General features: G+C 71.4%; 16 protein-coding genes. 10 read left to right on the top strand and 6 right to left on the bottom strand.

Annotated elements, in window-relative coordinates; translation table 11 throughout:
• Positions 1-146: 146 nt before the first annotated feature.
• The gene (locus OF819_RS19250; protein ID WP_267244816.1) at positions 147-656 is read left to right on the top strand and encodes an Lrp/AsnC family transcriptional regulator; all 510 of its coding nucleotides are present in this window, start codon (positions 147-149) and stop codon (positions 654-656) included.
• Here the strand turns inward: OF819_RS19250 and OF819_RS19255 are convergent.
• Positions 614-2,347 carry a glycoside hydrolase family 71 protein gene (locus OF819_RS19255; protein WP_267244817.1) on the bottom strand — a complete coding sequence of 578 codons (1,734 nt, stop codon included), beginning with the start codon at positions 2,345-2,347 and terminating at the stop codon, positions 614-616. The two genes, OF819_RS19250 and OF819_RS19255, sit on opposite strands and share 43 nt — an antisense overlap.
• A 223-nt stretch (positions 2,348-2,570) precedes the next feature.
• On the opposite strand from OF819_RS19255, the gene OF819_RS19260 reads away from it, so the two are divergent.
• From OF819_RS19260 to OF819_RS19270, 3 genes are all read left to right on the top strand, one after another.
• Positions 2,571-3,332: a hypothetical protein gene (locus OF819_RS19260; RefSeq protein ID WP_267244818.1), complete on the top strand. Its 762-nt coding sequence runs from the start codon at positions 2,571-2,573 to the stop codon at positions 3,330-3,332.
• Positions 3,329-3,724, top strand: a complete 396-nt coding sequence (locus tag OF819_RS19265) for a GntR family transcriptional regulator (RefSeq protein ID WP_267244819.1) — start codon at positions 3,329-3,331, stop codon at positions 3,722-3,724. Before OF819_RS19260 ends, OF819_RS19265 begins: the two co-directional genes overlap by 4 nt.
• A 245-nt stretch (positions 3,725-3,969) precedes the next feature.
• On the top strand, positions 3,970-4,713 hold the full coding sequence (locus OF819_RS19270) for a class I SAM-dependent methyltransferase (protein ID WP_267244820.1): 744 nt from the start codon (positions 3,970-3,972) through the stop codon (positions 4,711-4,713).
• Between the two features lie 72 nt (positions 4,714-4,785).
• On the opposite strand, the gene OF819_RS19275 is transcribed toward OF819_RS19270, so the two are convergent.
• Positions 4,786-5,775: a pyridoxal-phosphate dependent enzyme gene (locus OF819_RS19275; RefSeq protein ID WP_267244821.1), complete on the bottom strand. Its 990-nt coding sequence runs from the start codon at positions 5,773-5,775 to the stop codon at positions 4,786-4,788.
• 108 nt (positions 5,776-5,883) lie between these two features.
• Between OF819_RS19275 and OF819_RS19280 the strand changes: the two genes are divergently transcribed.
• Both OF819_RS19280 and OF819_RS19285 read left to right on the top strand, forming a co-directional pair.
• On the top strand, positions 5,884-6,396 hold the full coding sequence (locus OF819_RS19280; protein ID WP_267244822.1) for a GNAT family N-acetyltransferase: 513 nt from the start codon (positions 5,884-5,886) through the stop codon (positions 6,394-6,396).
• Positions 6,397-6,538: 142 nt separating this feature from the next.
• Positions 6,539-7,909 carry a S1 family peptidase gene (locus OF819_RS19285; RefSeq protein WP_267244823.1) on the top strand — a complete coding sequence of 457 codons (1,371 nt, stop codon included), beginning with the start codon at positions 6,539-6,541 and terminating at the stop codon, positions 7,907-7,909.
• Between the two features lie 81 nt (positions 7,910-7,990).
• Here OF819_RS19285 and OF819_RS19290 read toward each other — a convergent pair whose 3' ends face one another.
• The 3 genes from OF819_RS19290 to OF819_RS19300 all read right to left on the bottom strand — a co-directional run bounded on the left by OF819_RS19290 (position 7,991) and on the right by OF819_RS19300 (position 12,950).
• Positions 7,991-9,739, bottom strand: a complete 1,749-nt coding sequence (locus OF819_RS19290; RefSeq protein WP_267244824.1) for a nickel transporter — start codon at positions 9,737-9,739, stop codon at positions 7,991-7,993.
• Positions 9,739-11,211 carry a tetratricopeptide repeat protein gene (locus OF819_RS19295; protein ID WP_267244825.1) on the bottom strand — a complete coding sequence of 491 codons (1,473 nt, stop codon included), beginning with the start codon at positions 11,209-11,211 and terminating at the stop codon, positions 9,739-9,741. The genes OF819_RS19290 and OF819_RS19295 overlap by 1 nt, the downstream gene beginning before the upstream one ends.
• 152 nt (positions 11,212-11,363) lie before the next feature.
• Positions 11,364-12,950 (bottom strand): DUF4331 domain-containing protein, encoded by a 1,587-nt coding sequence (locus OF819_RS19300; RefSeq protein ID WP_267244826.1) that lies wholly within the window; start codon positions 12,948-12,950, stop codon positions 11,364-11,366.
• Positions 12,951-13,231: 281 nt separating this feature from the next.
• Here OF819_RS19300 and ctaD point away from each other — a divergent pair, with 281 nt between their 5' ends.
• Together ctaD and OF819_RS19310 are read left to right on the top strand one after the other, a co-directional pair.
• Positions 13,232-14,947, top strand: coding sequence for a cytochrome c oxidase subunit I (ctaD, locus tag OF819_RS19305; protein ID WP_267244827.1), 1,716 nt, complete (start codon positions 13,232-13,234; stop codon positions 14,945-14,947).
• Entirely contained in the window at positions 14,944-15,336 is a 393-nt protein-coding gene (locus OF819_RS19310; protein ID WP_267244828.1) for a cytochrome c oxidase subunit 4, read from the top strand. Before ctaD ends, OF819_RS19310 begins: the two co-directional genes overlap by 4 nt.
• A gap of 28 nt (positions 15,337-15,364) precedes the next feature.
• Here OF819_RS19310 and OF819_RS19315 read toward each other — a convergent pair whose 3' ends face one another.
• Positions 15,365-17,083, bottom strand: coding sequence for a cytochrome b (locus OF819_RS19315; protein WP_267244829.1), 1,719 nt, complete (start codon positions 17,081-17,083; stop codon positions 15,365-15,367).
• A gap of 468 nt (positions 17,084-17,551) precedes the next feature.
• Between OF819_RS19315 and OF819_RS19320 the strand changes: the two genes are divergently transcribed.
• Together OF819_RS19320 and OF819_RS19325 are read left to right on the top strand one after the other, a co-directional pair.
• A complete protein-coding gene (locus OF819_RS19320) occupies positions 17,552-18,715 on the top strand; it encodes an alpha/beta hydrolase (RefSeq protein ID WP_416370572.1) in 1,164 nt (387 codons plus the stop codon).
• Positions 18,712-19,803 (top strand): RICIN domain-containing protein, encoded by a 1,092-nt coding sequence (locus tag OF819_RS19325; protein WP_267244830.1) that lies wholly within the window; start codon positions 18,712-18,714, stop codon positions 19,801-19,803. Before OF819_RS19320 ends, OF819_RS19325 begins: the two co-directional genes overlap by 4 nt.
• The last annotated feature ends 98 nt before the right edge of the window (positions 19,804-19,901 follow it).

Consider the following 19,901-nt stretch of genomic DNA (forward strand, 5'->3'; position numbering starts at 1 on the left):
GCACCACGCACCCGGCTGGAATCGGACCCCCGCACTCCCGGCAACGCTAGGTCAAACAGCGAGGCAGCCGATTGCTACTTCTGCCTTCCAGAGCTACCGTCGGGGCAGAATCTGCCAAGAATCGGCGAGGAGTCGAGGAAGAGACGATGGACGCAGTCGACCTCCAGATCATCCGCGAGCTGCAGACGGACGGCCGGCTGTCCAACCAGGAGCTGGCCGACCGCGTCCGCCTGTCGCCCTCCCCCTGTCTGCGCCGCGTCCGCAGACTCGAACAGTCCGGCCTCATCAGCGGCTACACGGCGATGGTCGATCAGGTGGCCTTCGGGCTGCCCATCACCGTCTTCGTCCGCGTCCGCCTCGAACGCCACACCGCCGAGGCGGTGAACGTCTTCGAGGAGCACGTCGGGCTCATCGAGCACATCCAGGACTGCTATCTGATGGCCGGCAGCAGCGACTATCTGCTGCGGGTCGTCATCGAGAGCCTGGAGGCGTACGAGATCCTCGTCCGCACCAGGATCCATGCGATTCCGGGCATCGCGTCGATCGAGTCCAGCTTCGCCTTCGGCAGCGTCAAACAGTCCAGGACCTACCCGCGGCCCGCCGCCGCGAGCACTCAGCAGCAGTCCGGCACCTCCCGCCCGCTGGTCGCCCCGTAGTACTGCAGATCCTGTACTTCGACGCGGTGCTCCACCGCGTACGGCAGCTCCACGCGCGCGGTGGTCCTCCCGCCGCGCACCGCCTGCGCCGAACTTGTGCCCGCGCGCAGCGGCAGCAGCTTGGCGTGCACCCCGGCGGGCGCGTCGTACGCCGACTCGGCGGACCCGACGTCCGTCCGTATCGTCGCGTGCCCCGTCAGAAAGCTCAGCACCTCCACCGTGTCCCGGGCGGACGCGCTGCCCTTGCGCAGGGACATCACCTGCGACTGCCCGCCGGCCGGCCGGGCGTCGGCGAACTGGGTGCGCGAGGTCAGATAGAGGGTGTCCCGGACGATCTTCGGCCAGGCGCCCGTCTTGAAGCGGGTGAGGTAGTACGAGGTGAGGTCCAGATATGTGTGTCCGTTGTGCAGCGACGGCGCGAAGTGGCTGCCCTCGGAGTAGTCGTTCCAGGTGGTGAGCTGCACCCAGTCGGCGCCGTCCGCGATGGCGCGGTTCCAGGTGGTGCGGAGCGTCGCGGTGTTGCCCGCCTCGTCGTAGACGCCCTGGTTGGGCCGGGTGTCCTGGACGGACACCGGCTGCATCCAGATCTTGCCCGCCCCGTGGGCACGCCGCACATCACGTGAGACGCCGTGCTGGCCGACGTAACTGCGGCTGCCCCACTCGGAGTAGCCGTGGCTGATGGACGCGAACTGCGCGTGGTGCGCGTCGAAGTCGAGGAAGAGCGGCACGAACGCCGTACGGATCCCATGTCGCGTCTCAAGGGACTTCAGCATCCGCGACCACCATCCGGCGGACTTCTCCTCGGCCTTGAACGGGGAGACGACCAGCCGCCCGTCGCCGAGCCGGTGCGCCGCCGGGTACGTGCCCAGTGCGGCGACGGCGTCGGCCAGGACGTCGGGGTCGTCCGTCTTCAGCGAGGTCATGTCCGGCATCAGCATGATCGTGAAGTCGGGGTCGACCGAGCGGGCCGCCTGTAGCAGCAGTTCGCACCGCTCCCAGTTCTTGCCCTCCAGCGACAGCATGTCGAGCGTGAAGCCGTCCAGCCCGGCGTCCCGGGCGGTGCGCACCTCCTGCCGCAGATTGGCCAGCTCCCAGTTCCCGGCCCGCGGGCCGACGGGCAGCGGCCGGTCGCGCAGCAGCCCGCCGTACTCCTCGTGCTTGCCCTTCTCGCCGTCCGGGGTGAGGTAGTTGCGGCTGTAGTAGTCGCCGTCCGGGCGGGCGTTGTCGAGCGAGAGCGGATACGGGGTGAAGTAGTGGGCGAACACCAGCTTGCCGCTCGCCCTCAGCGCGGCGGGGGAGGGCAGGTCGAACGGCAGGGGGCCGGTGCGGCGCACCTTCTGCGCGTCCTTCCCGGCGTCCTGCCCCTGCCCCTTCCCCTTGGCGGCGTCGCCCGGCTGCCGCCCGGCAGCGGTCTGCTCCCCGGCGGCACTCGGCGACGCCGTGCCGCCGGACGCGGCACTGGGGCTCACACCGCCCCCGGAACGGCTCGGCACAGCCTGCGGCCCGGCGATGTCCGGGGCCGCGGAGTCGCCGGCCCGGGCTCCGGAGCGGAACGGGTCCCATGCGACGCCCGCGGCGACACAGAGACCGATCACCAGGAAGCCGGACAGCAGCAACGCCAGTCTGCGTCCCGGTAAACCGCTCCGCCGCCGGTGCGACGCCGACCGCCGCCGGTGACTGTTGCCTCGCATGCTGCATCCCTCCCCTGGACACGCCCGCGTCTGCGGGACGACAGCAGTAGATCCGATCGGCCGCGATACGGACAACTGTTCCCCGGGTGCAACCGGTCCGAGGTCTCAGTGCGGCTCCAGCGGCGGCCGCCGGAGCCCGGTGTATCAACCACTTGACACAGTTGCGGCATACGAGGAACTGTATCAGTCATCTGATACACATCTTGATCTTGCAGGGGGTGCCATGACGGTCGAGGCGGAACAGGACGTCCCACGGCGAGCCGTCCTCGAAAACCCGGCCCGCTGGGCGGGCGCACTGATCGGCATCGCGGTCAACATTCCGGTCACCTTCCATCCCGACTCAGACGTCGACCTGCTCTACGCCTTTCCCGTGTTCGGCCTCTGCGTGATGACGGGCGTGCTGGCCTCAGACGCCGTCGCCGCCCCCGCGCACGGCCGGATGCGCCGCACGGCCTCGGTGACGCCGCGCAGAATCCGCGACTGCCTGCCCCGGTCCCTGACGGCCTCGATCGCCGCACAGGCCGTCGTCCTGCTGCTCCTGCTGGCCTTCGCCGCCGCGACGGCCACAGCCGACGCCGACGGCCGCCCCGGCCGCGCGCTGGCGGTCCAGTGCCCGGCGGGGGACCAGCTGCTCTCCCCGTGGCCCGGCCCCTCGTACGCCTGGCCAGGACTGGGCGGTCTCGTCCTCGGCACCGCCGTCTGCGCGCTCCTCCTGCGGCGTGTCACAGCCCGGCCCGCCGCCGACGGCCAACGGCGCATCAGAGCCCGTGCGGCGATCGGCGCCTGGGGCGTCCTGGTGTGCGCCCCGCTGTTCGCCGTCTCCCTCACCATGGGAGTCGTGGCGCTGAGCCTGTCCTGCGCGGGAGCGCTGAAAGCCGTGGCCCTGTGGGTTCTGGGCACGACGGCGTTCGTCTCCGCGCTGACGGCCTGCCACTGCCTGTGCGTCCTGCTGCTGCCGCAGGTCTACACACGGGCCCGGTCATGACGGCGTCCGGCGGCCTGAGCATCAGCGTCTGCCACGGCGCGCACATTCCGCCGTACGAGCAAGTCCGCGCCCAGCTGGCCGAACTGATCGCGACCGGCGCACTGCGCCAGGGCGACCGGCTGCCCTCGGTGCGCCAGCTCGCCTCCGACCTCGGACTGGCCAACAACACGGTGGTGCGGGCGTATCGCGAACTGGAGACCGCGGGCCTGGTGCGGACCCGCCGCGGCTCCGGCACCCGGGTCATCGCCCCGTCCGACGCCGCCGCCGCGAAAGCCAGACTCGCCGAACACGCCCGCAGCTACGCGCTCGCGGTCCGCAGGCTCCACGCCACCGACGAAGAAGCCCTCGCCGCCATCCGCCACGCGCTCGCCACCCAGCCGCCCACCGCCTGAACCGGCCCCGCCGGGCGGAGCCGGCCGGAAACACCTCTCAGCGCTGTGCCGGAAGGCATCGGGACGGCCGTGTGCGCGCCCGTCACAGCAGAGCCCGGTCACCTCCGACCCGGCGGGTCACACCACCGCGCCACGGGCCCGCCAGCGCCCGCCCCGGCCCCCGGCCGGCACCCGCGCGACCCCGTGTGAGCTGGGCGGACGACCTGCTGCGCCGTACTGTGTGCGGACACCTGGAAGGGGGCCGGATGGACCGGAACATACGCACGGTCGACGACGTGCTGACGCTGATGGACGACCTGTTCGCGCCGGAGGCCGACCGCTGGACCGCGGGCGCGGCAGACTGGTGGGACGACTTCTACGCCGACCGCTCACGGCCCGTGCCGTTCTTCGCCGCCAAGCCCGACGAGAACCTGGTCTCGTATCTCGACCGGGGGCTGATCGCACCCGGCCGGGCCCTGGAACTGGGCTGCGGCCCCGGCCGCAACGCCCTCCGCCTGGCCTCCGCCGGCTTCGAAGTCACCGCCGTCGACCTCTCCCCGGCTGCGATCGCCTGGGCCGAGGAACGCGCCCGCCAGGCCGGCGCCGCCGTCCGCTTCCACTGCGGCGACATATTCCGCCTCGCCACCGGAACATCCCTCGGCGAACCGGGCGGCCCATACGACCTGATCTACGACTCGGGCTGCTTCCACCACCTCCCGCCCCACCGCCGTATCAGCTACCGCGCCCTCCTCGACCGCGCCCTCGCCCCCGGCGGCCACTTCGCGCTCACCTGCTTCGCCGCCGGAGCCATGGGCTCCGAACTCCCCGACGCGGCCTTCTACGGCGACTCCCGTCTCCACGGCGGACTCGCCTACACCGAGGAGTCCCTGCGCTGGATCTTCTCCGGCCTCACCAGCGTCGAACTCCGCCGTATGCGGGACGAACCTCCCGGGTCCCCGCACTTCGGCGAGCCCTTCCTCTGGACGGCCCTCTTCCGCCGCGACGCCTGAGGACCGCCGGCAGCGCCCGCGCAGCCGGCGCCGCCCCGGCTACTGGCCGGGGCGGACGGCGTGGTCCCTGTCTCACCCCGCGCCGCACAGCTCCGCGAAACGCCGCGCGTCCACATTGCCGCCGGAGACGATCACCCCGATCCGGTCCGGCAGTCCGCCGAGCCGTCCGGCGAGCAGCGCGGCCAGGGCCGAGGCCCCGCTGGGCTCCAGGACGATCTTGAGGCGTTCAAAGGCGAAGCGCATGGCGTCGCGGATCTGCTCATCGCTGACCAGCGCGATCTCATCCACCAGGCGCTGAGTGACCGAGAACGTCAACTCCCCCGGAATGTCGGCGGCCTGACCGTCCGCGATAGTCCGGGGAACGGGGATGGACACCCGCGTGCCGGCTTCCAGCGACCGCTTGGTGTCGTCCCCGGCTTCCGGCTCCACCCCGACGACGCGTATGCCGGAGCGCAGCCCCTTCGCCGCGGTGGCGCAGCCCGCGAGCAGCCCTCCGCCGCCCACCGGCGCGAGGAGCGCGCCCAGATCGCCGGTCTCCTCAAGCAGTTCGAGCGCCGCCGTGCCCTGCCCGGCCATGATGTGCGGATGCTCATAGGGCGGAATGAGCGTCAGCCCCCGCTCCTCGGCCAGCGCTTCGCCGAGAGCGACACGGTCGCCCGTATAGCGGTCGTAGGTGAGGACCTCCGCCCCGTACCCCGCAGTGGCCTCCCTCTTGGACCGCGGGGTGTCCTCGGGCATCAGGATCACCGCCGTCGTGCCCAGCTCCCGCGCGGCCAGGGCGACGGCCTGAGCGTGGTTGCCGGACGAGTACGCGGCGATCCCCCGCTCCAGCTGCCGCGGCGACAGCCGTGAGGCTGCGTTGTACGCGCCGCGGAACTTGAACGCCCCGACACGCTGGAAGTTCTCGCACTTGAGGAAGACCTCCGCGCCGACGAGGCCGTCGAGCGTACGGGAGCGCAGCACCGGAGTCCGGCAAGCGACGCCCTTGATCTGCGCGGCGGCGTCACGTACATCGTCCAGAGTGATGGGAGGTGCAGCAGATGTAGGAGGTGTAGTTGACATGTTTCACACTCTTTCACGGGCCGTGCCGCCGCCACGCCCCGCCGCTGTTGCCGAGGAGCCATATATCGGTTGAGCCGCCCGCCCCGCCCGGGCGTAGGGTTCCCGGTCATGACTGTGCTGCGCGGCGTCCATGTCGTCCTACGCCCCTCCGTCCGCGAGGACATCCCCGCCCTCGCGGCCATCCGGGCCACCCCCGAGGTGCTCTCACACTGGAGGGGCGGCGACGACCTTGAGGCGGCCGTCGCCGCCGATCTCGAGGACTCCGGCATCCGCTGTCTGACGGTCCTGCACGGCGAACGCATCGTCGGCATGATCCAGTGGTACGCCGAGGAGGAACCGGACTACCGGCACGCCGGCATTGACGTCTTCCTCGACCCCGCTGTGCACGGCCGAGGCCTGGGCTCCGACGCCGTACGCACCCTGGCCCGCCATCTCATCGACGACCACGGCCACCACCGTCTCATCATCGACCCGGCGGCCGACAACGCCGTGGCCATCCGCTGCTACACCAAGGTGGGTTTCCGACCGGTCGGCGTCATGCGCCAGTACGAACGCGGCCCGGACGGCTCCTGGCACGACGGCCTCCTCATGGACCTCCTGGCGTCCGACCTCATCCGCTGACCCCCGCCTCCCCAGGGCTGTCCCGCCCGCCACGGTGAACAGGGCCGCCGAGCCGCACGTATGGGTAAAGGCACCGTTGTCCCGCGGGGCCGGCGTCGCCGACGCCGTGTCGGAACGGCTTGGAAGAGGGGGACGGAAACGGATGAGGCACGCACGACGCAGCCTGCAGCGCATCACGCGTCTCGCCGCCGTCGGCGGATTACTCTGCGGAGGGCTGCTGGTGACGACCGCGGCCGCCACCGAGCCGCCGGCCCACGGCCAGGAGCAGACCAACCAGGGCGTCCCCGGCCAGGAGCAGACCGATCGCCCGGCCGGACTGGGGGCCGGTCTGGTCTCACGGCTCGGGCCGTCGCGCACGGCGGGCGCCTGGATCGGGGAGGACGGGCGGTCCGTCGTCGCGGTCACCGACGAGGACGCCGCCGTCGAGGTCGGACGCTCGGGCGCGCGCGCCAAGGTCGTCGAGCACAGCATGAGCCGTCTGCGCTCCGCAGTGGACGCGCTGAGCGCGGCCCCCAGGGTGCCGGGCACGGCCTGGGCGGTCGACTACGCCTCCAACCGCATCGTGGTGCGCGCCGACAGCACCGTCTCGTCCGACGACTGGGCCCGCATGTCCCGTCTCGCCGAGCGGATCGGCGGCTTCGTCCATATGGAGCGGACCCCGGGCGCCCTGTCCCCCCGGCTCAACGGCGCCGACCCCGTCTTCTCCCGCACCGGCCGCTGCTCCGCGGGGTTCAATGTGACGGACGGCCGGCGTGCGTTCATCCTGACGGCCGGGCACTGCGGTCCTCCCGGCACCGCCTGGTTCCGGGACCCGCAGGGGACGCAAGGGGTGGGCACGACGACCGCAGGACGGTTCCCCGGCAGCGACTTCTCCCTCGTCGCCTACGCAAACGCCGACGCGACCGCCGCGGACAACGTCGTACGCCTCGAAGGACGGCAGGGTGTGCGGATCACGGCGGCCGCCGATCCCGTCGTCGGGCAGGAGGTGTTCCGCAGCGGCGGCACCACGGGGGTGCGCTCCGGCAAGGTGACCGCGCTCAACGCGACGGTCAACTACCCCGAAGGCACGGTCACCGGACTGATCCAGACCACCGCCTGCGCCGAACCCGGCGACAGCGGAGGGCCGTTGTTCGCAGGCGGCCTGGCCCTCGGGCTGACGTCGGGCGGCATCGGCGACTGCGGCAGCGGAGGCGTCACATACTTCCAGCCGGTGACCAAGGCGATGGAAGCGCTCGGGGTGAGGCTCGCCGGAACGGCCGGCCCCGGGGCCGGGAACCCCGGGGCCGGCGATGGCTCAGACGCCGCCTCTCCGCCCCTCACGGCGGGGGGCGGCGCGCTGCCGGACCGGCCGGACCCTTCGGCACGGCGCACCGGAATCGTCGGCGTCCACACCGTCAAGCCCGGGCTGGCGGTCATGGGGGTCAGTCTGGTGGTGCTCGTCCTCAACGGCCTGATCCGCTCGGCCTGCGACCGCAGGAACTACCGCCGGCAGTACTCCCAGATCTGGAGCTGACACCGGGGGGCACGCGGAAAGGGAGGGCCGCCGTCGGCGGCCCTCCCTCTCTGCCTGCGCTCCAGCCGGTTGTGCGGCTCATCAGCTCAGCGTCGCCGCCAGACCCCTCGTCAGCAGTCCGCATCCCAGCGTCAGAACGACCGCCGCGGTGCCCAGCGGAGCCAGCCGGTGGAACAGCGAGAACAGACGGCCCCGCGGCCGCCGCGCCAGCCGGCGCGCGGTGGTGTCCCGCAGCCGGATCACCGCGAGCCCGGCTCCCGCGAGGGTGAGCGCCAGCCCGGCCCCGTACGCCAGAACCAGCAGAAAGCCGAACCACGCCTGGCCGAGGGCCGCCGCGCCGACGAGCACGACGACGGCCGAAGGACTGGGCACCAGCCCCCCGGCCAGCCCCATGAGCACCACTCCGCGCACACCGGGCGCGGGCGGCACATGGCTGTGCGCATGGCCCTGCGCGTGGCCGTGCGCGTGGCCGTGCCCGTCCGCGCGGGCGTGGCGAACCGCGGCCGACGCCGGCGCGGACGCGGGCCCCCGGGCGGCGTCCGGCGCATCCTGCCCGCCCCGGTGCGCACCCGCCAGCGCGGGAACCCGTGCCTCGTCACGCCGGTGTTCGTGCCCGTGGGAATGCCCGTGATGCCCATGACTGTGCCCGTGTACATGCCCGTGCCCGTGTATGTGCCCATGGGGGAGGCCCCGCAGCCGCCAGGCCCGGCGCAGCAGCAGCGCCCCCGCGACGGCCACCGCCGCACCGCTCACCACGGTCAGCCAGGACACCACGGTCGGGGCCGCCGCCGACCCCGCGGTGATCAGGGCGCCCAGGAGGAACACGCCCAGCGTGTGCGTCACCGTCACCGACGCTCCGAGCGTCAGCACCTCCTTCACGGAACCGCGGCCGCGGGCCGCCGCGGCAGCCGCCATCATGGTCTTGCCATGTCCCGGAGCCAGCGCGTGCACGGCCCCCAGCAGCACGGACACGCCGAGCGCCAGCGCCGCGAAGCCCGCGGTCAGTTCATGCCGCGCCACCAGCCCGGTCAGCGCCTGGGCCCAGCGGTCCGCGCCCCGCGGCAGCACGGCGGCCGCGGGGGACCCGCGTCCCTCGTCCCCGTCATGAGCGCCCGCCTTCAGCGGAGGCCCGCCGGGGCGGACGGCAAGGGCCGCCGACCGGACGCCGGGAGGCGAGGAGAGCAGATCGTCGGGGTACGCGGTCAGCTCCCGTGAGACGGACGCCCGCGGCACATCCGACTCCATGAGCGTCATCCGGTCGCCCCGAGCGGTGATCTCCCGCCACCCGGCCCCCGTGGAGACATCGGCCGGGACATAGGCCAGCCGCAGCGGCGCGTCATCGGACGACGGCACGGTCAGCGGCCCGGCCAGTGTGCACACCACCCGGAGCGTCGGCAGCCCGGCCTGTCCGGGGCGTTCCGCCGCCCGCGCGCTCCCGGCGACCGGCGAGACGGCCGTCTCCGACCCGCCGGAAGCCGACGTGCCGGAAGCCGACCCGCCGGAGGCCGGGCCGCCCGCGACCGTCAGCCGGGCCCCGCGCGCCGCCGCCTCACACCGCGTCCGTGCCCACGCCGACAGCTCGGCCTCCGCGAGCCGCCCATCGCCGTCCCCGTCGATGCGTGTGCGCACCTGAGCGGCCGGAATCTCCGCGAGATCCTCCACATGGCGCACGCTCAGCTTCCCGGGAGCGACGACGACGCCGTCGTACTGACTGACCGTGAAGTTGCCCAGCGGATGGGCGTGCGCCTCCGGGGCGGGCAGCAGAACGAGGGCCGCGGCCGCCATGAGCGCGGCAAGCGAGGCCAGCGCGCCGGCGGCGACGCGGCGCATCACGACCCCCCTCGGGACGCAGACCGCACGGACGCCTCGGACGCCTCGGACGCCGAACCCGCCGCGGACCGCCCCGGCAGCTCAGACAGCTCGGCCAGCGTGGCCTCCGCCTCACGCGCCCCCGCCGGGGAGAACCCGGGATTGAGCTCCAGCGCCCCCTTGAGATGGCGGCGCGCCGCCGCGTCCTCGCCGAGGGCACGCTCGATCATGCCCCGGTGAAACAGGAAGGAAGCGTTCCGGTAGCCGGGTTCCGCAGCCGTCGCCTTCTTCGCATAGCCCAGCGCCTCCTCATGCCGTCCGTTCGCATGGAGCGCCCAGGCCAGCGCATCGGCCGTGTGGACGCTCCGCCGGCGGGACCACTCGGCACGCGCCGCCGTCAACGCCCCCGCGGCATCGCCGTGCCCGGCCGCCACGAGAGCGGACTCCGGATCGGCGGCGACGCCGTTCGCCCGGGCCAGCCGGGTCCAGGCGCTCACCAGCGCGTACTGGCCCTCCGCAGCCTCCTGCCGCCCGTCCGCCTCATACAGCTCCGCGAGCACCGCGAGCCGGCCCGGCAGCGGACCGAGCCGCACGACCTCCTCCAGATCGCGCACGGCGCTCTTCACCTCGCCCAGCGCCGCCCGGGACCGCCCCCGCCCCTCCAGCGCGGGCACATACTCCGGCGCCGCACGCAACGCCGCGTCGAAATGCCGCAGCGCCTGCCGGAAGTCCCCCTGACTCCACGACAGCTGCCCCAGCTCGGCGGCCACATACGCCTTGTCGCCCGCGCTGAACGCGGACTCCAGCGCCCGCAGCAGCACCTGGCGCGCCCCCTTCACATCGCCGTGCAGCTCCAGCACATACGCATACCGGGTGAACACCGGAATGCCGGGCCGCCTGCGGTCGGCCAGCTCGACGGCCCGCCGCGCCTCGCGGTAGCGGCCCAGCTCGACAAGGGCGTCCACCCGGACGGACAGCGCACGCTCGCTGTACGGATTCACCTTCAGCGCCCGGTCCGCCAGCCGCAGCGCGGCCGTGAAGTCATGCCGTGCCGCCGCAAGGGACGCCTGTCCGGCCAGCGCCGCATCGTTCTCTTCCGCCCCGCGCAGCCGCAGCGAACGGCCGAACGCCTTCTCCGCCTGCGGATACCGCGTCGGATCACCGCTGGTCCTGGCCTGCTCGACATAGGCCGCGCCCAGCGTCGCCCACCCGCCCGCGTCCTCGGGGTGCGCCCTGAGGCGCCGCTGGAGGGCGTCGACGCCGCGCGCCAGGTCCCGCGACGTCAGCGCCGCTGCCGGCACATCCGCGGTGAGCGCGGACGCCGCCCGTCCGGACGCGGACTGCCCGGACCCGCTCCGCGTGCCATCGGGCCCGGCCACTGCCGAGACGGCGGTGAGTCCCACCGCGATCGCCACGGCCGACGCGGCCCGCCGTCCCCGCAGCGCCCCCCGCAGACGGCGCCATCGCGCGGACTGCGGCTTCCATGGAAGCATTCGGTCTCTGCCTTCCTCGTTCTGCCATACGGGCTCTGTTCCGCCGTACGGGCTCTTCGGAGCTCTGGTGCCGGGCGGCGCCGCCGCGCCGTGCACCCATGCGACGGCGCAGGCGGGCCCGCCCGGATGAGTCAAGGGCCGGCGGCCCGGCGTCAGCCGAGCCAGGACCGGCGCGCCGGGTGCCGGCGGCCGCGCAGCCAGCTCACGCCGAGGCCGACCAGCAGCACCCCCACGGCCCCCGACGCGGCCGACACCAGCATCAGCGTGTCGCTGCCCCACGACGCGGCAACCGACGACAGCCCGCCGCTCAGCCCGGTCGCGCCGGACTTGGTCGCGGCCTGGTCCGCCCTGACGTCGGAACCGGCGGTGGGCAGGGCGACATACGGGAAGCTGCCGCCGAACTCCTTGTCGTTGGCGTCGACGGCGTCACCCAGATCGTTCTCCGCGCCGACCAGCTCGCCCTCGACGGTCTGCAGCGCGATGTCCACCACGTCGTCCGTCAGCCGCCGTCCGTTCGGGAAGCCCGCGTTGTCCCCGTCCAGCACGCCGAGCCGCTTGGGCTCCGCGACCGGCTCGATGGACGTGTTGAGGCGGAGCATCTCCGAAGGGGTGACGTTCGGCGGCTGGTTGAGGTCCTCGACGCCGGTCAGAAACACCGACACCAGATCGTTCCGGGGCTCCTCCGGGGCCTTGATCTTGTAGAGCTGTTCGATGAGCTTCGGCAGCTCAGGCTCCGTGACGTTCTTCAGGAACTGCCCGTCCTCCTCCGGTGAGGAGGCGTTGAACCTGTCCTTGTCCTTCACCGGGTTGACGACCTCGTTGACCAGCGGCATCCCCAGCCGCGACACCTGGGCGAAGTCCCCCGCGGCGTTCTTGCGCTCCGTCGTCGCATACACGCCGATCACCGGCTGCTCCGCCGACTGGCGGAGGTAGGAGCTGGGCACCTGCAGGGCGATCGTGTTGACGTTGTAGCCCCGCAGCGTGTCGTTCCCGACCTCCGACAGATCCCCGCCGTACAGCAGGTCGAACACCCGCAGATCGAGGAAGAACGGATCGTCCGCCTGGCCGGCGAAGGCCTTCAGCCCGCCGGGGAGCTTGCGCACCGCCTGGTCGCGCAGCGTCTGGTAGTCGGGCATCGACGCCTTGCCGACGTTCGACGGCGCGACCGGCAGATGCCGCCCCAGCACATGGCGTGAGACGACCTTCTTGTGCTTCAGCCGCAGCAGCTCTATGTCGTAGGTCTGGGTGAAGTTGAGATCCGGGTCGTCCAGGCTCTCCACCACGCCCGTGTTGTAGAGGAAGGTGTGCTCGTTCTTCCGGTGGTCCCGGAAGGTGAAGCGGTAGACGAGATCGTCCTGGGCGTCGCCGTCGCTGTCGATGTGCAGGTTGTAGCGCGCGTCCTGGGCGAAGGGGTAGAAGTTCGGCCCGCCCGCCGGTTCCTGGAACGGCAGCCAGTTCGCCACCAGCGTCGTGGTGTCGGGATGGTCGGGGCTGACGAACGCGTACAGGTCGGTGGTGTCGAACTGAGGCTGCCCGGATATCAGCGGCGCCTCCCGATGACTTGACGCGCGCGCCGTGTCCGGCGCGAGCAGGCCCGCTCCCGCCGCCGCGAGGCCCCCGGCGGCCAGTGCGGCGCCCGTCAGCAGCGCGACGCCCCTCAGGCCCCGCCGCGTCCGCCCGCCGGCCTCCGGCTGCCCGGGCCGCCGCCGTGTCCGCCCGTCTGTGCTCTGTGCAGTCATATCGCACGTCCTTCATCCGTCATCCCGTCAGTCCGGGCTTGCTTGACGTCAAGTACGCGCGCGGGGCCGTTCATGTTCGGAGCCGGACCGGGCGTCCGGCGCGGCAGCGGACCCCGGCAGCCACCCCCGGCCCCGTCACAAGACGGCGGTGAACTGATGAAATCCGCGGCCCGCCCGCCAGTCGCGCCGCGCGGGCGCGCCGAAAAGCCCCACCATCGGGTCTGGAAGCCGGAAGCGCCCCTTCCGGGTTCAACCCCCGCGGAGCGTATACGGAGCGCCAGATGTCGCAGGACCAGCAGCAGGCCGTCCCAGCCGGACGGACGGCGACCGGCAGACGGATCAGCGCCGGCGTCCGGGTGACGGGCTGGCTGACCACCACCGACCACAAGGTCATCGGCAATCTCTACATGGTCACCGCATTCGGGTTCTTCGTCTTCGCCGGCGCCCTCGCGATGCTCATAAGAGCCGAACTGGCCCGCCCGGGCATGCAGATCTTCAGCGCCGAACAGTACAACCAGCTGTTCACCGTCCACGGCACGGTGATGATGCTGCTGTTCGCCACCCCCATGTTCGCCGGCTTCGCCAACGCCGTGATGCCGCTGCAGATCGGCGCGCCCGATGTGGCCTTCCCCCGCCTCAACGCCCTCACCTACTGGCTCTTCCTCTTCGGCGGGCTGATCGTCGTCTCGGGGCTGATCGTCCCCGGCGGCGCGGCCTCGTTCGGCTGGTTCGCCTACGCCCCCCTGAACGGGGCCGTCTTCTCACCCGGCCACGGCGGGGACCTGTGGGCCATGGGACTGGTGCTGTCCGGCGTCAGCACCACCCTCGGCGCCGTCAACTTCATCGCCACGATCGTCTGTCTGCGGGCCCCGGGCATGACGATGTTCCGGATGCCGATCTTCACCTGGAATGTGCTCTTCACCTCGATCCTGGTGTTGTTCGCCTTCCCGGTGCTCACCGCCGCGCTGCTGGCGCTGATGTCGGACCGGACGTTCGGGTCGCATGTCTACGATCCAGCCAACGGGGGAGCGCTGCTGTGGCAGCACATGTTCTGGTTCTTCGGGCATCCGGAGGTCTATATCGTCGCCCTTCCGTTCTTCGGCGTGGTGAGCGAGATCATTCCGGTCTTCAGCCGCAAACCCATGTTCGGCTATATCGGCATGGTCGGCGCCACCATCGCCATCACCATGCTCTCGGCAGTCGTCTGGGCACACCATATGTTCGCCACCGGAGCGGTCCTCCTGCCGTTCTTCGCCGTCATGTCCTTCATCATCGCCGTGCCCACCGGGGTCAAGTTCTTCAACTGGATCGGCACGATGTGGGGCGGCAGCCTCTCCTTCGAAACCCCGATGCTCTTCTCGGCGGGCTTCCTGGTGACCTTTCTGCTCGGCGGACTCAGCGGTGTGCTGATCGCCTCCCCGCCGCTGGACTTCCACCTCACCGACAGCTATTTCATCGTCGCCCATCTGCACTATGTGCTGTTCGGCACGGTGGTCTTCGCCATGTTCGCCGGGTTCTACTTCTGGTGGCCTAAATGGACGGGACGCAGACTCGACGAGCGCCTCGGACGCATTCACTTCTGGACCCTCTTCACGGGATTCCAGGCGACCTTCCTCGTCCAGCACTGGCTCGGCCAGTCGGGAATGCCGCGCCGCTACGCCGACTACCTCGCCGCGGACGGATTCACCCTGCTCAACTCGGTGTCGTCGATCGGCTCCTTTCTGCTGGGCCTGTCCACCCTGCCGTTCCTCTACAACGTCTGGCGCACCCAACGCCATGCGCCGAAGACCGGTGAGGACGACCCCTGGGGATTCGGCAGGTCGCTCGAATGGGCGACCACAAGCCCGCCGCCGCGCCAGAACTTCCACGCCATCCCGCGCGTCCGCTCCGACTCGCCCGCCTTCGACATGAACCACCCCGACGTCCACGGCAGACGGCCGGGCGACCACGACCCCTCCGTCCCCACCCCCGACACACTCCAGGAGAGGAACCGATGAGGACCGAAGCCGCCGTGTTCGCCGGAGTCTCCGCCTTCTTCCTCGTCACCGGCGTCCTGTACGGCGTGTGGTCCAAGGACCCCGCGGGCACCGCCGCCCTCACCATCGCCCTCCTGATGTCCCTTCTCATCACCTTCTTCTTCGCCATGAACTACCGGCGCAGGGGACTGCGCCCCGAGGACCGCAAGAGGAGCGATGTGTCCGAGCGGGCCGGGCCGGTGGACTTCTTCCCGCCCCACAGCCCCTGGCCCGTGACCACGGCCGCCGGGGCGGCCGTCGTGGCGCTCGGAGCGGTGTACGCCGTGTGGCTCCTCCTGATCGGCCTGGGGATGGTGACGGCCGGTGTGTGCGCCATGACCTTCCAGTACGCGGGGCGGGAGGAGCGCTGACGCGCCCTGCACGCCCCGCCGTACGGCGTCAGCTCTCCCGGTCCTCCGCGAACTGAGGCGGCCGCGTCCGATCGGCGATCGCGGCCCGCTGCTCGTCGGTGGCGGGAAGGTCGACCACATCGCCGTAGTACCAGCCGCTGAGCGCGACCCGCAGCCGTCTGCGCCGCGGCGGCCCGCCCTCCCGGCCCCGCGCGCCCTCCCCGGGCTCCTCAGGCCGCTCAGCCCCCTTGGCCTCTCCGTGCTCTTCGGCCTCTTCGGGCTCTTCGGGCGTCAGAGGCGCCGGGACATCGCGCATCAGAATCCGGTACCGGGCCGCGGGAGGAAGCGGCCGGCAGCCCTCCGACAGGCCCCCCGACACCGACTGGGTCACCTGACCGGTCTCCACACCGTGGGCGAGCCGTCTGCGGTCCCCCTCCTGCAGCGCCAGACAGACCCGCTTGGCAATCATGAACGCCAGCGGCGGGGCGAGGACGAGAGCCACCCGCAGGACCCAGGTGGTGGCCTCCAGGGACAGCAGGAACGCGAAGGCCACGACGTCGTTGCCGCCGGCGATCAGCAGCACCGCGTAGAAGACGACACCCGCCACGCCCAGCCCCGTACGCGTAGGCGCATTGCGCGGCCGGTCGCACAGATGGCGTTCCCCTCTCTCGCCCGTCACCCACCTTTCGGCGTACGGATAGAGATACAGCACACCGAAGAGCACACCCGGCAGCACCACCGCCGGAATGAAGACATTCCACATCACCGTGTGCCCCGCGGCCTCGGTCTGCCAGGGCGGCATCAGCCGCAGCGCCCCCTCCAGAAAGCCCACATACCAGTCGGGCTGCACATCGGTGGAGATCTGATCGGCACGGTAGGGGCCGTAATTCCATACGGGATTGATCTGCGCGACCGCACCCAGCACCGTCAACACGCCGAACACCAGGAAAAAGAAGCCGGTCGTCTTCGCGGTGAACTGCGGGAACATCGGCTGGCCCACCACGTTCCGGTTGGTCTTCCCCTGCCCGGCCCACTGCGTGTGCTTCAGATACACGACCAGAATCAGATGCGCCGCGATCAGCGCCAGCATCAGCCCCGGCACCAGCAGAACGTGCACGATGTACAGCCGGGGGAGGATGACCTCGCCCGGGAACTGCCCGCCGAACACCGCCATCTCCAGATAGGTCCCGACCACCGGGATCGACCGCACGATCGTGGCCGCCGTCCTCAGTCCGGTCCCCGACAGCAGGTCGTCGGGCAGGGAGTAGCCGGCGAACCCTTCGAGCATCGCCAGCATGAACAGCGTCACCCCGATCACCCAGTTGCCCTCCCGCGGCCTGCGGAACGCCCCGGTGAAGAAGACCCGCAGCAGATGGACGGCGATCGCCGCGACGAACACCAGCGCGGCCCAGTGATGGATCTGACGGATGAGCAGCCCGCCCCGCACCGAGAAGCTGATGTCCACCGTGGAGGCGTACGCCCGCGTCACGCTCAGACCCTGCAGCGGGGCATAGGGCCCGTCGTAGACGCTCTCGGCCATGCTGGGGTCGAAGAACAGCGTGAGATAGACGCCGGTCAGCAGCAGCACCACGAAGGAGTACAGCGCCACCTCGCCGAGCAGAAACGACCAGTGGTCGGGGAAGGTCTTGCGCAGCAGCTGCCGGGACAGCTCGGCGACGGGCAGCCGTCGGTCCGCGCCGGTGAACCCGCCCGCCACGGCGTCACGGGCCCTGCCCCGCATCCGGGCCCGGTAGCTGTGAAGGACCATGCGCCACTCTCCCTGTCCGCGGTCCCGCCCGCGGGACGTCCGCCGCCGTTCGCGCTCCATGGGTAACCGCCGACGCCCCGACTCAATCGCCCGCCCCGCCGGGTCACCCCGCATTGACGACGTCCGCGCCTGCCTCATCCCCGGCCCTCAAGGCACGGAGGCCAGAAACCCCGCCTCGCCGGCGCTTGAGGCGCAGGGGGCTGCACAACGCAGCCTCGCGGGGGCACCTCTGGGGGTACCCCCGGACGGAGTCTGGGGGAGGCAGCTGGGGGAGTTTGAGGCGCGGGGGTCCGGGGGCTTAAGCCCCCGAGAACCGGGTCCTGGGGCGGAGCCCCAGCTTCGGGCACGGGGGTCGCCACGCCCGCCGACCAAAATCATCTAGAAACTTTTTCTAGAAAACTACTCCACACCGGCACCAGACGCGGTCCACACTCGACGCATGTCCAGCCCCCCACCGGAGGAGACGCCTTGAGACCCGCCCTGCCCGCCTGGCCACCGTCCTTACGACCCCATCGGGCCACGGCGGCGATCGCCGCCCTCACCGCCGCCGTCCTCGTCCTCCTCCTGGGCCCCGGCACACCCGCAGCCCGGGCCGACGCCACCGTCCCGCCACTGCTGACCGACGGCTACGGACTGACCCAGACCGCTGAGCCGACCGGCACCGCGACCAATTTCGTCATCACCGTGTCCACCCCCGAGGTCGCCGGCGAACAGCGCATCAGAATCCTGCTGCCCAGCGACTACGCGGACCAGCCCGCCAAGCGCTACCCGGTCTTCTACTTCCTGCACGGCGCAGCCGACGACCCGGGCAACCCCGCCCTCGCCTACCCCGCCCTCACCCGGTCCACCTCGATGATCACGGTCATCCCGGACGGCGGACTGCGCGGCTGGTACGCCAACTGGCTCGACCAGAACACCGCCGCAGGCGCACAGAACTGGAAGAACTTCCACATCAACCAGGTCATCCCCTTCATCGACGCCAATCTGCGCACCGTGGCCACCCGACAGGGGCGGGCCGTCGGCGGCATCTCCATGGGCGGCTTCGGCGCCATGCACTACGCGCAGAACCATCCCGAACTGTTCAGCCAGGTCGCCACGTTCTCCGGGGCCACCGACCTCTCCAGGAACCACGCCGTCATGCGGGCCGCCGTCGTGGCCACCCTGGTCAACGCCGGAAAGCCGCTCTGCGGCTCCAGCACCGGCGCCGGCTCCACCTGCTCCCTCGACTTCGGGCCCACCGTGTCCAGCGACGCGATCTTCGGCACGCCGTATCCGCTGTTCGACGCCGACTGGCGCTGGAACGCCGCGGACCCCGCCGCGCACATGGACGCACTGGAGGGCATGGGCATCTCGATCTACACGGGCGACGGCGCCGGCAACCCCGCCGAGATGGAGTTCTGGGTCCAGTCCGCGGCGCAGCACGCCAAGGAGGCCCTGGACGCCCTCGGATACCCCCACCACTACGTGAACTACGGCAACGGCGCCACCTGGGGCGACCAGTGCAACGGCGGCCACAACAGCGGCTGCTGGGCACAGGACCTCACCGACTATGTGCCGCGTCTGGAAGCGGCCTTCGCCGCCCAGGCGCTCCTGCCGAACACCCCGCAGCCAAGGAAGGGAACCCACCCGTGACATCGACAGCCGCCCGCCCCCGCAGACGGCCCGGACAGCCCCCCGCCCCACTGCGACTGCTCGCCGCGGCCCTGGTGACCTGCTGCATCGCGCTGGGCATCAGCCTGTCACCGTCCGCCGCACCCGCCGCCCACGCGGCGGAGAACTGCGCGACCCCGCTGCAGTGCGCCACCATCCAGTCGGTGGGCAACGGCCGCATGCTCGACGTACAGAACGGATCACGCGGCGACGGCGCCTATATCGTGACCAACTCGGTCCCTGGATATCACCAGTCCTGGCGGCTGAACGTCGACGGGGCGGACTCCACCTTCTCCATCGTCAACAACGCCACCGGCAAGTGCATCGGCCTGAGCTGGCCTGCCCTGCGCCAGCAGACGTGCCGGGGTCAGGAAAGCCAGAAGTGGTACTTCCAGCCGGTGTCAGGGTCCGGTGACGCGTTCATGATCCGCAACGCGAGCGACGACTCCTGCCTCGACCTGCTGCTCAATGCGCAGTACGACGACGCCTGGACCGGCAAGTCCAGCTGCCACGGCAGGGTCAACCAGCAGTGGAAGACCGCGGAGGGCGCATGGGACCTCGCCGTGGACCATGCGGCCCGGCAATGCCAGAAGACCCCGTCCAGCTGCTCCTGGGCCGTCACCCATGAAGCCCCGGCGGCGCCCCTGCCGACCGTCTGCGCCTCGGCCGTCTGGTACAACAACACCGCCGGTCCCGTCACCCAGTCCTTCTCGGTGAACCAGACCACCGGCTGGAGCAGCAGCATCGGCACCACCCTGTCCACCGACCTCGAAGCCGGCGCCGCCCCCGCACTGCAGACGAGGATCGGCTCCACCCTGAGCTTCACCAACACCTGGTCGGGCTCTGCCAGCGTCGACGACGGCGTCGAGGTGCACGTCCCCGCCGCACACTACGGCTGGGTGACCCTCTCCGTACTGGCGCGCAAGGTCACCGGCACCTGGACGTTCGACGCCCGCGGGCTGCCCTGGCAGGCCGACGACACCATCACCGTCCCCGTCAAGGACGACCCCAGCGGCGGCGCCACCGTCTACATCGCCAACACCAGCGAGACCTTCACCTCCTGCTCCTGAACCGCCCCGGCCGCCGCTGCCGCCCGCCCCGCCGGGCGACAGCGGCGGCAGGCCCGGTCGGCAAGCCCGGGCGTGTACCCCGCGGTACGCGCCCGGAC

Origin of the sequence: Streptomyces sp. PR69 (genome assembly GCF_026420845.1) — a bacterium.
Lineage (GTDB): Bacteria > Actinomycetota > Actinomycetes > Streptomycetales > Streptomycetaceae > Streptomyces.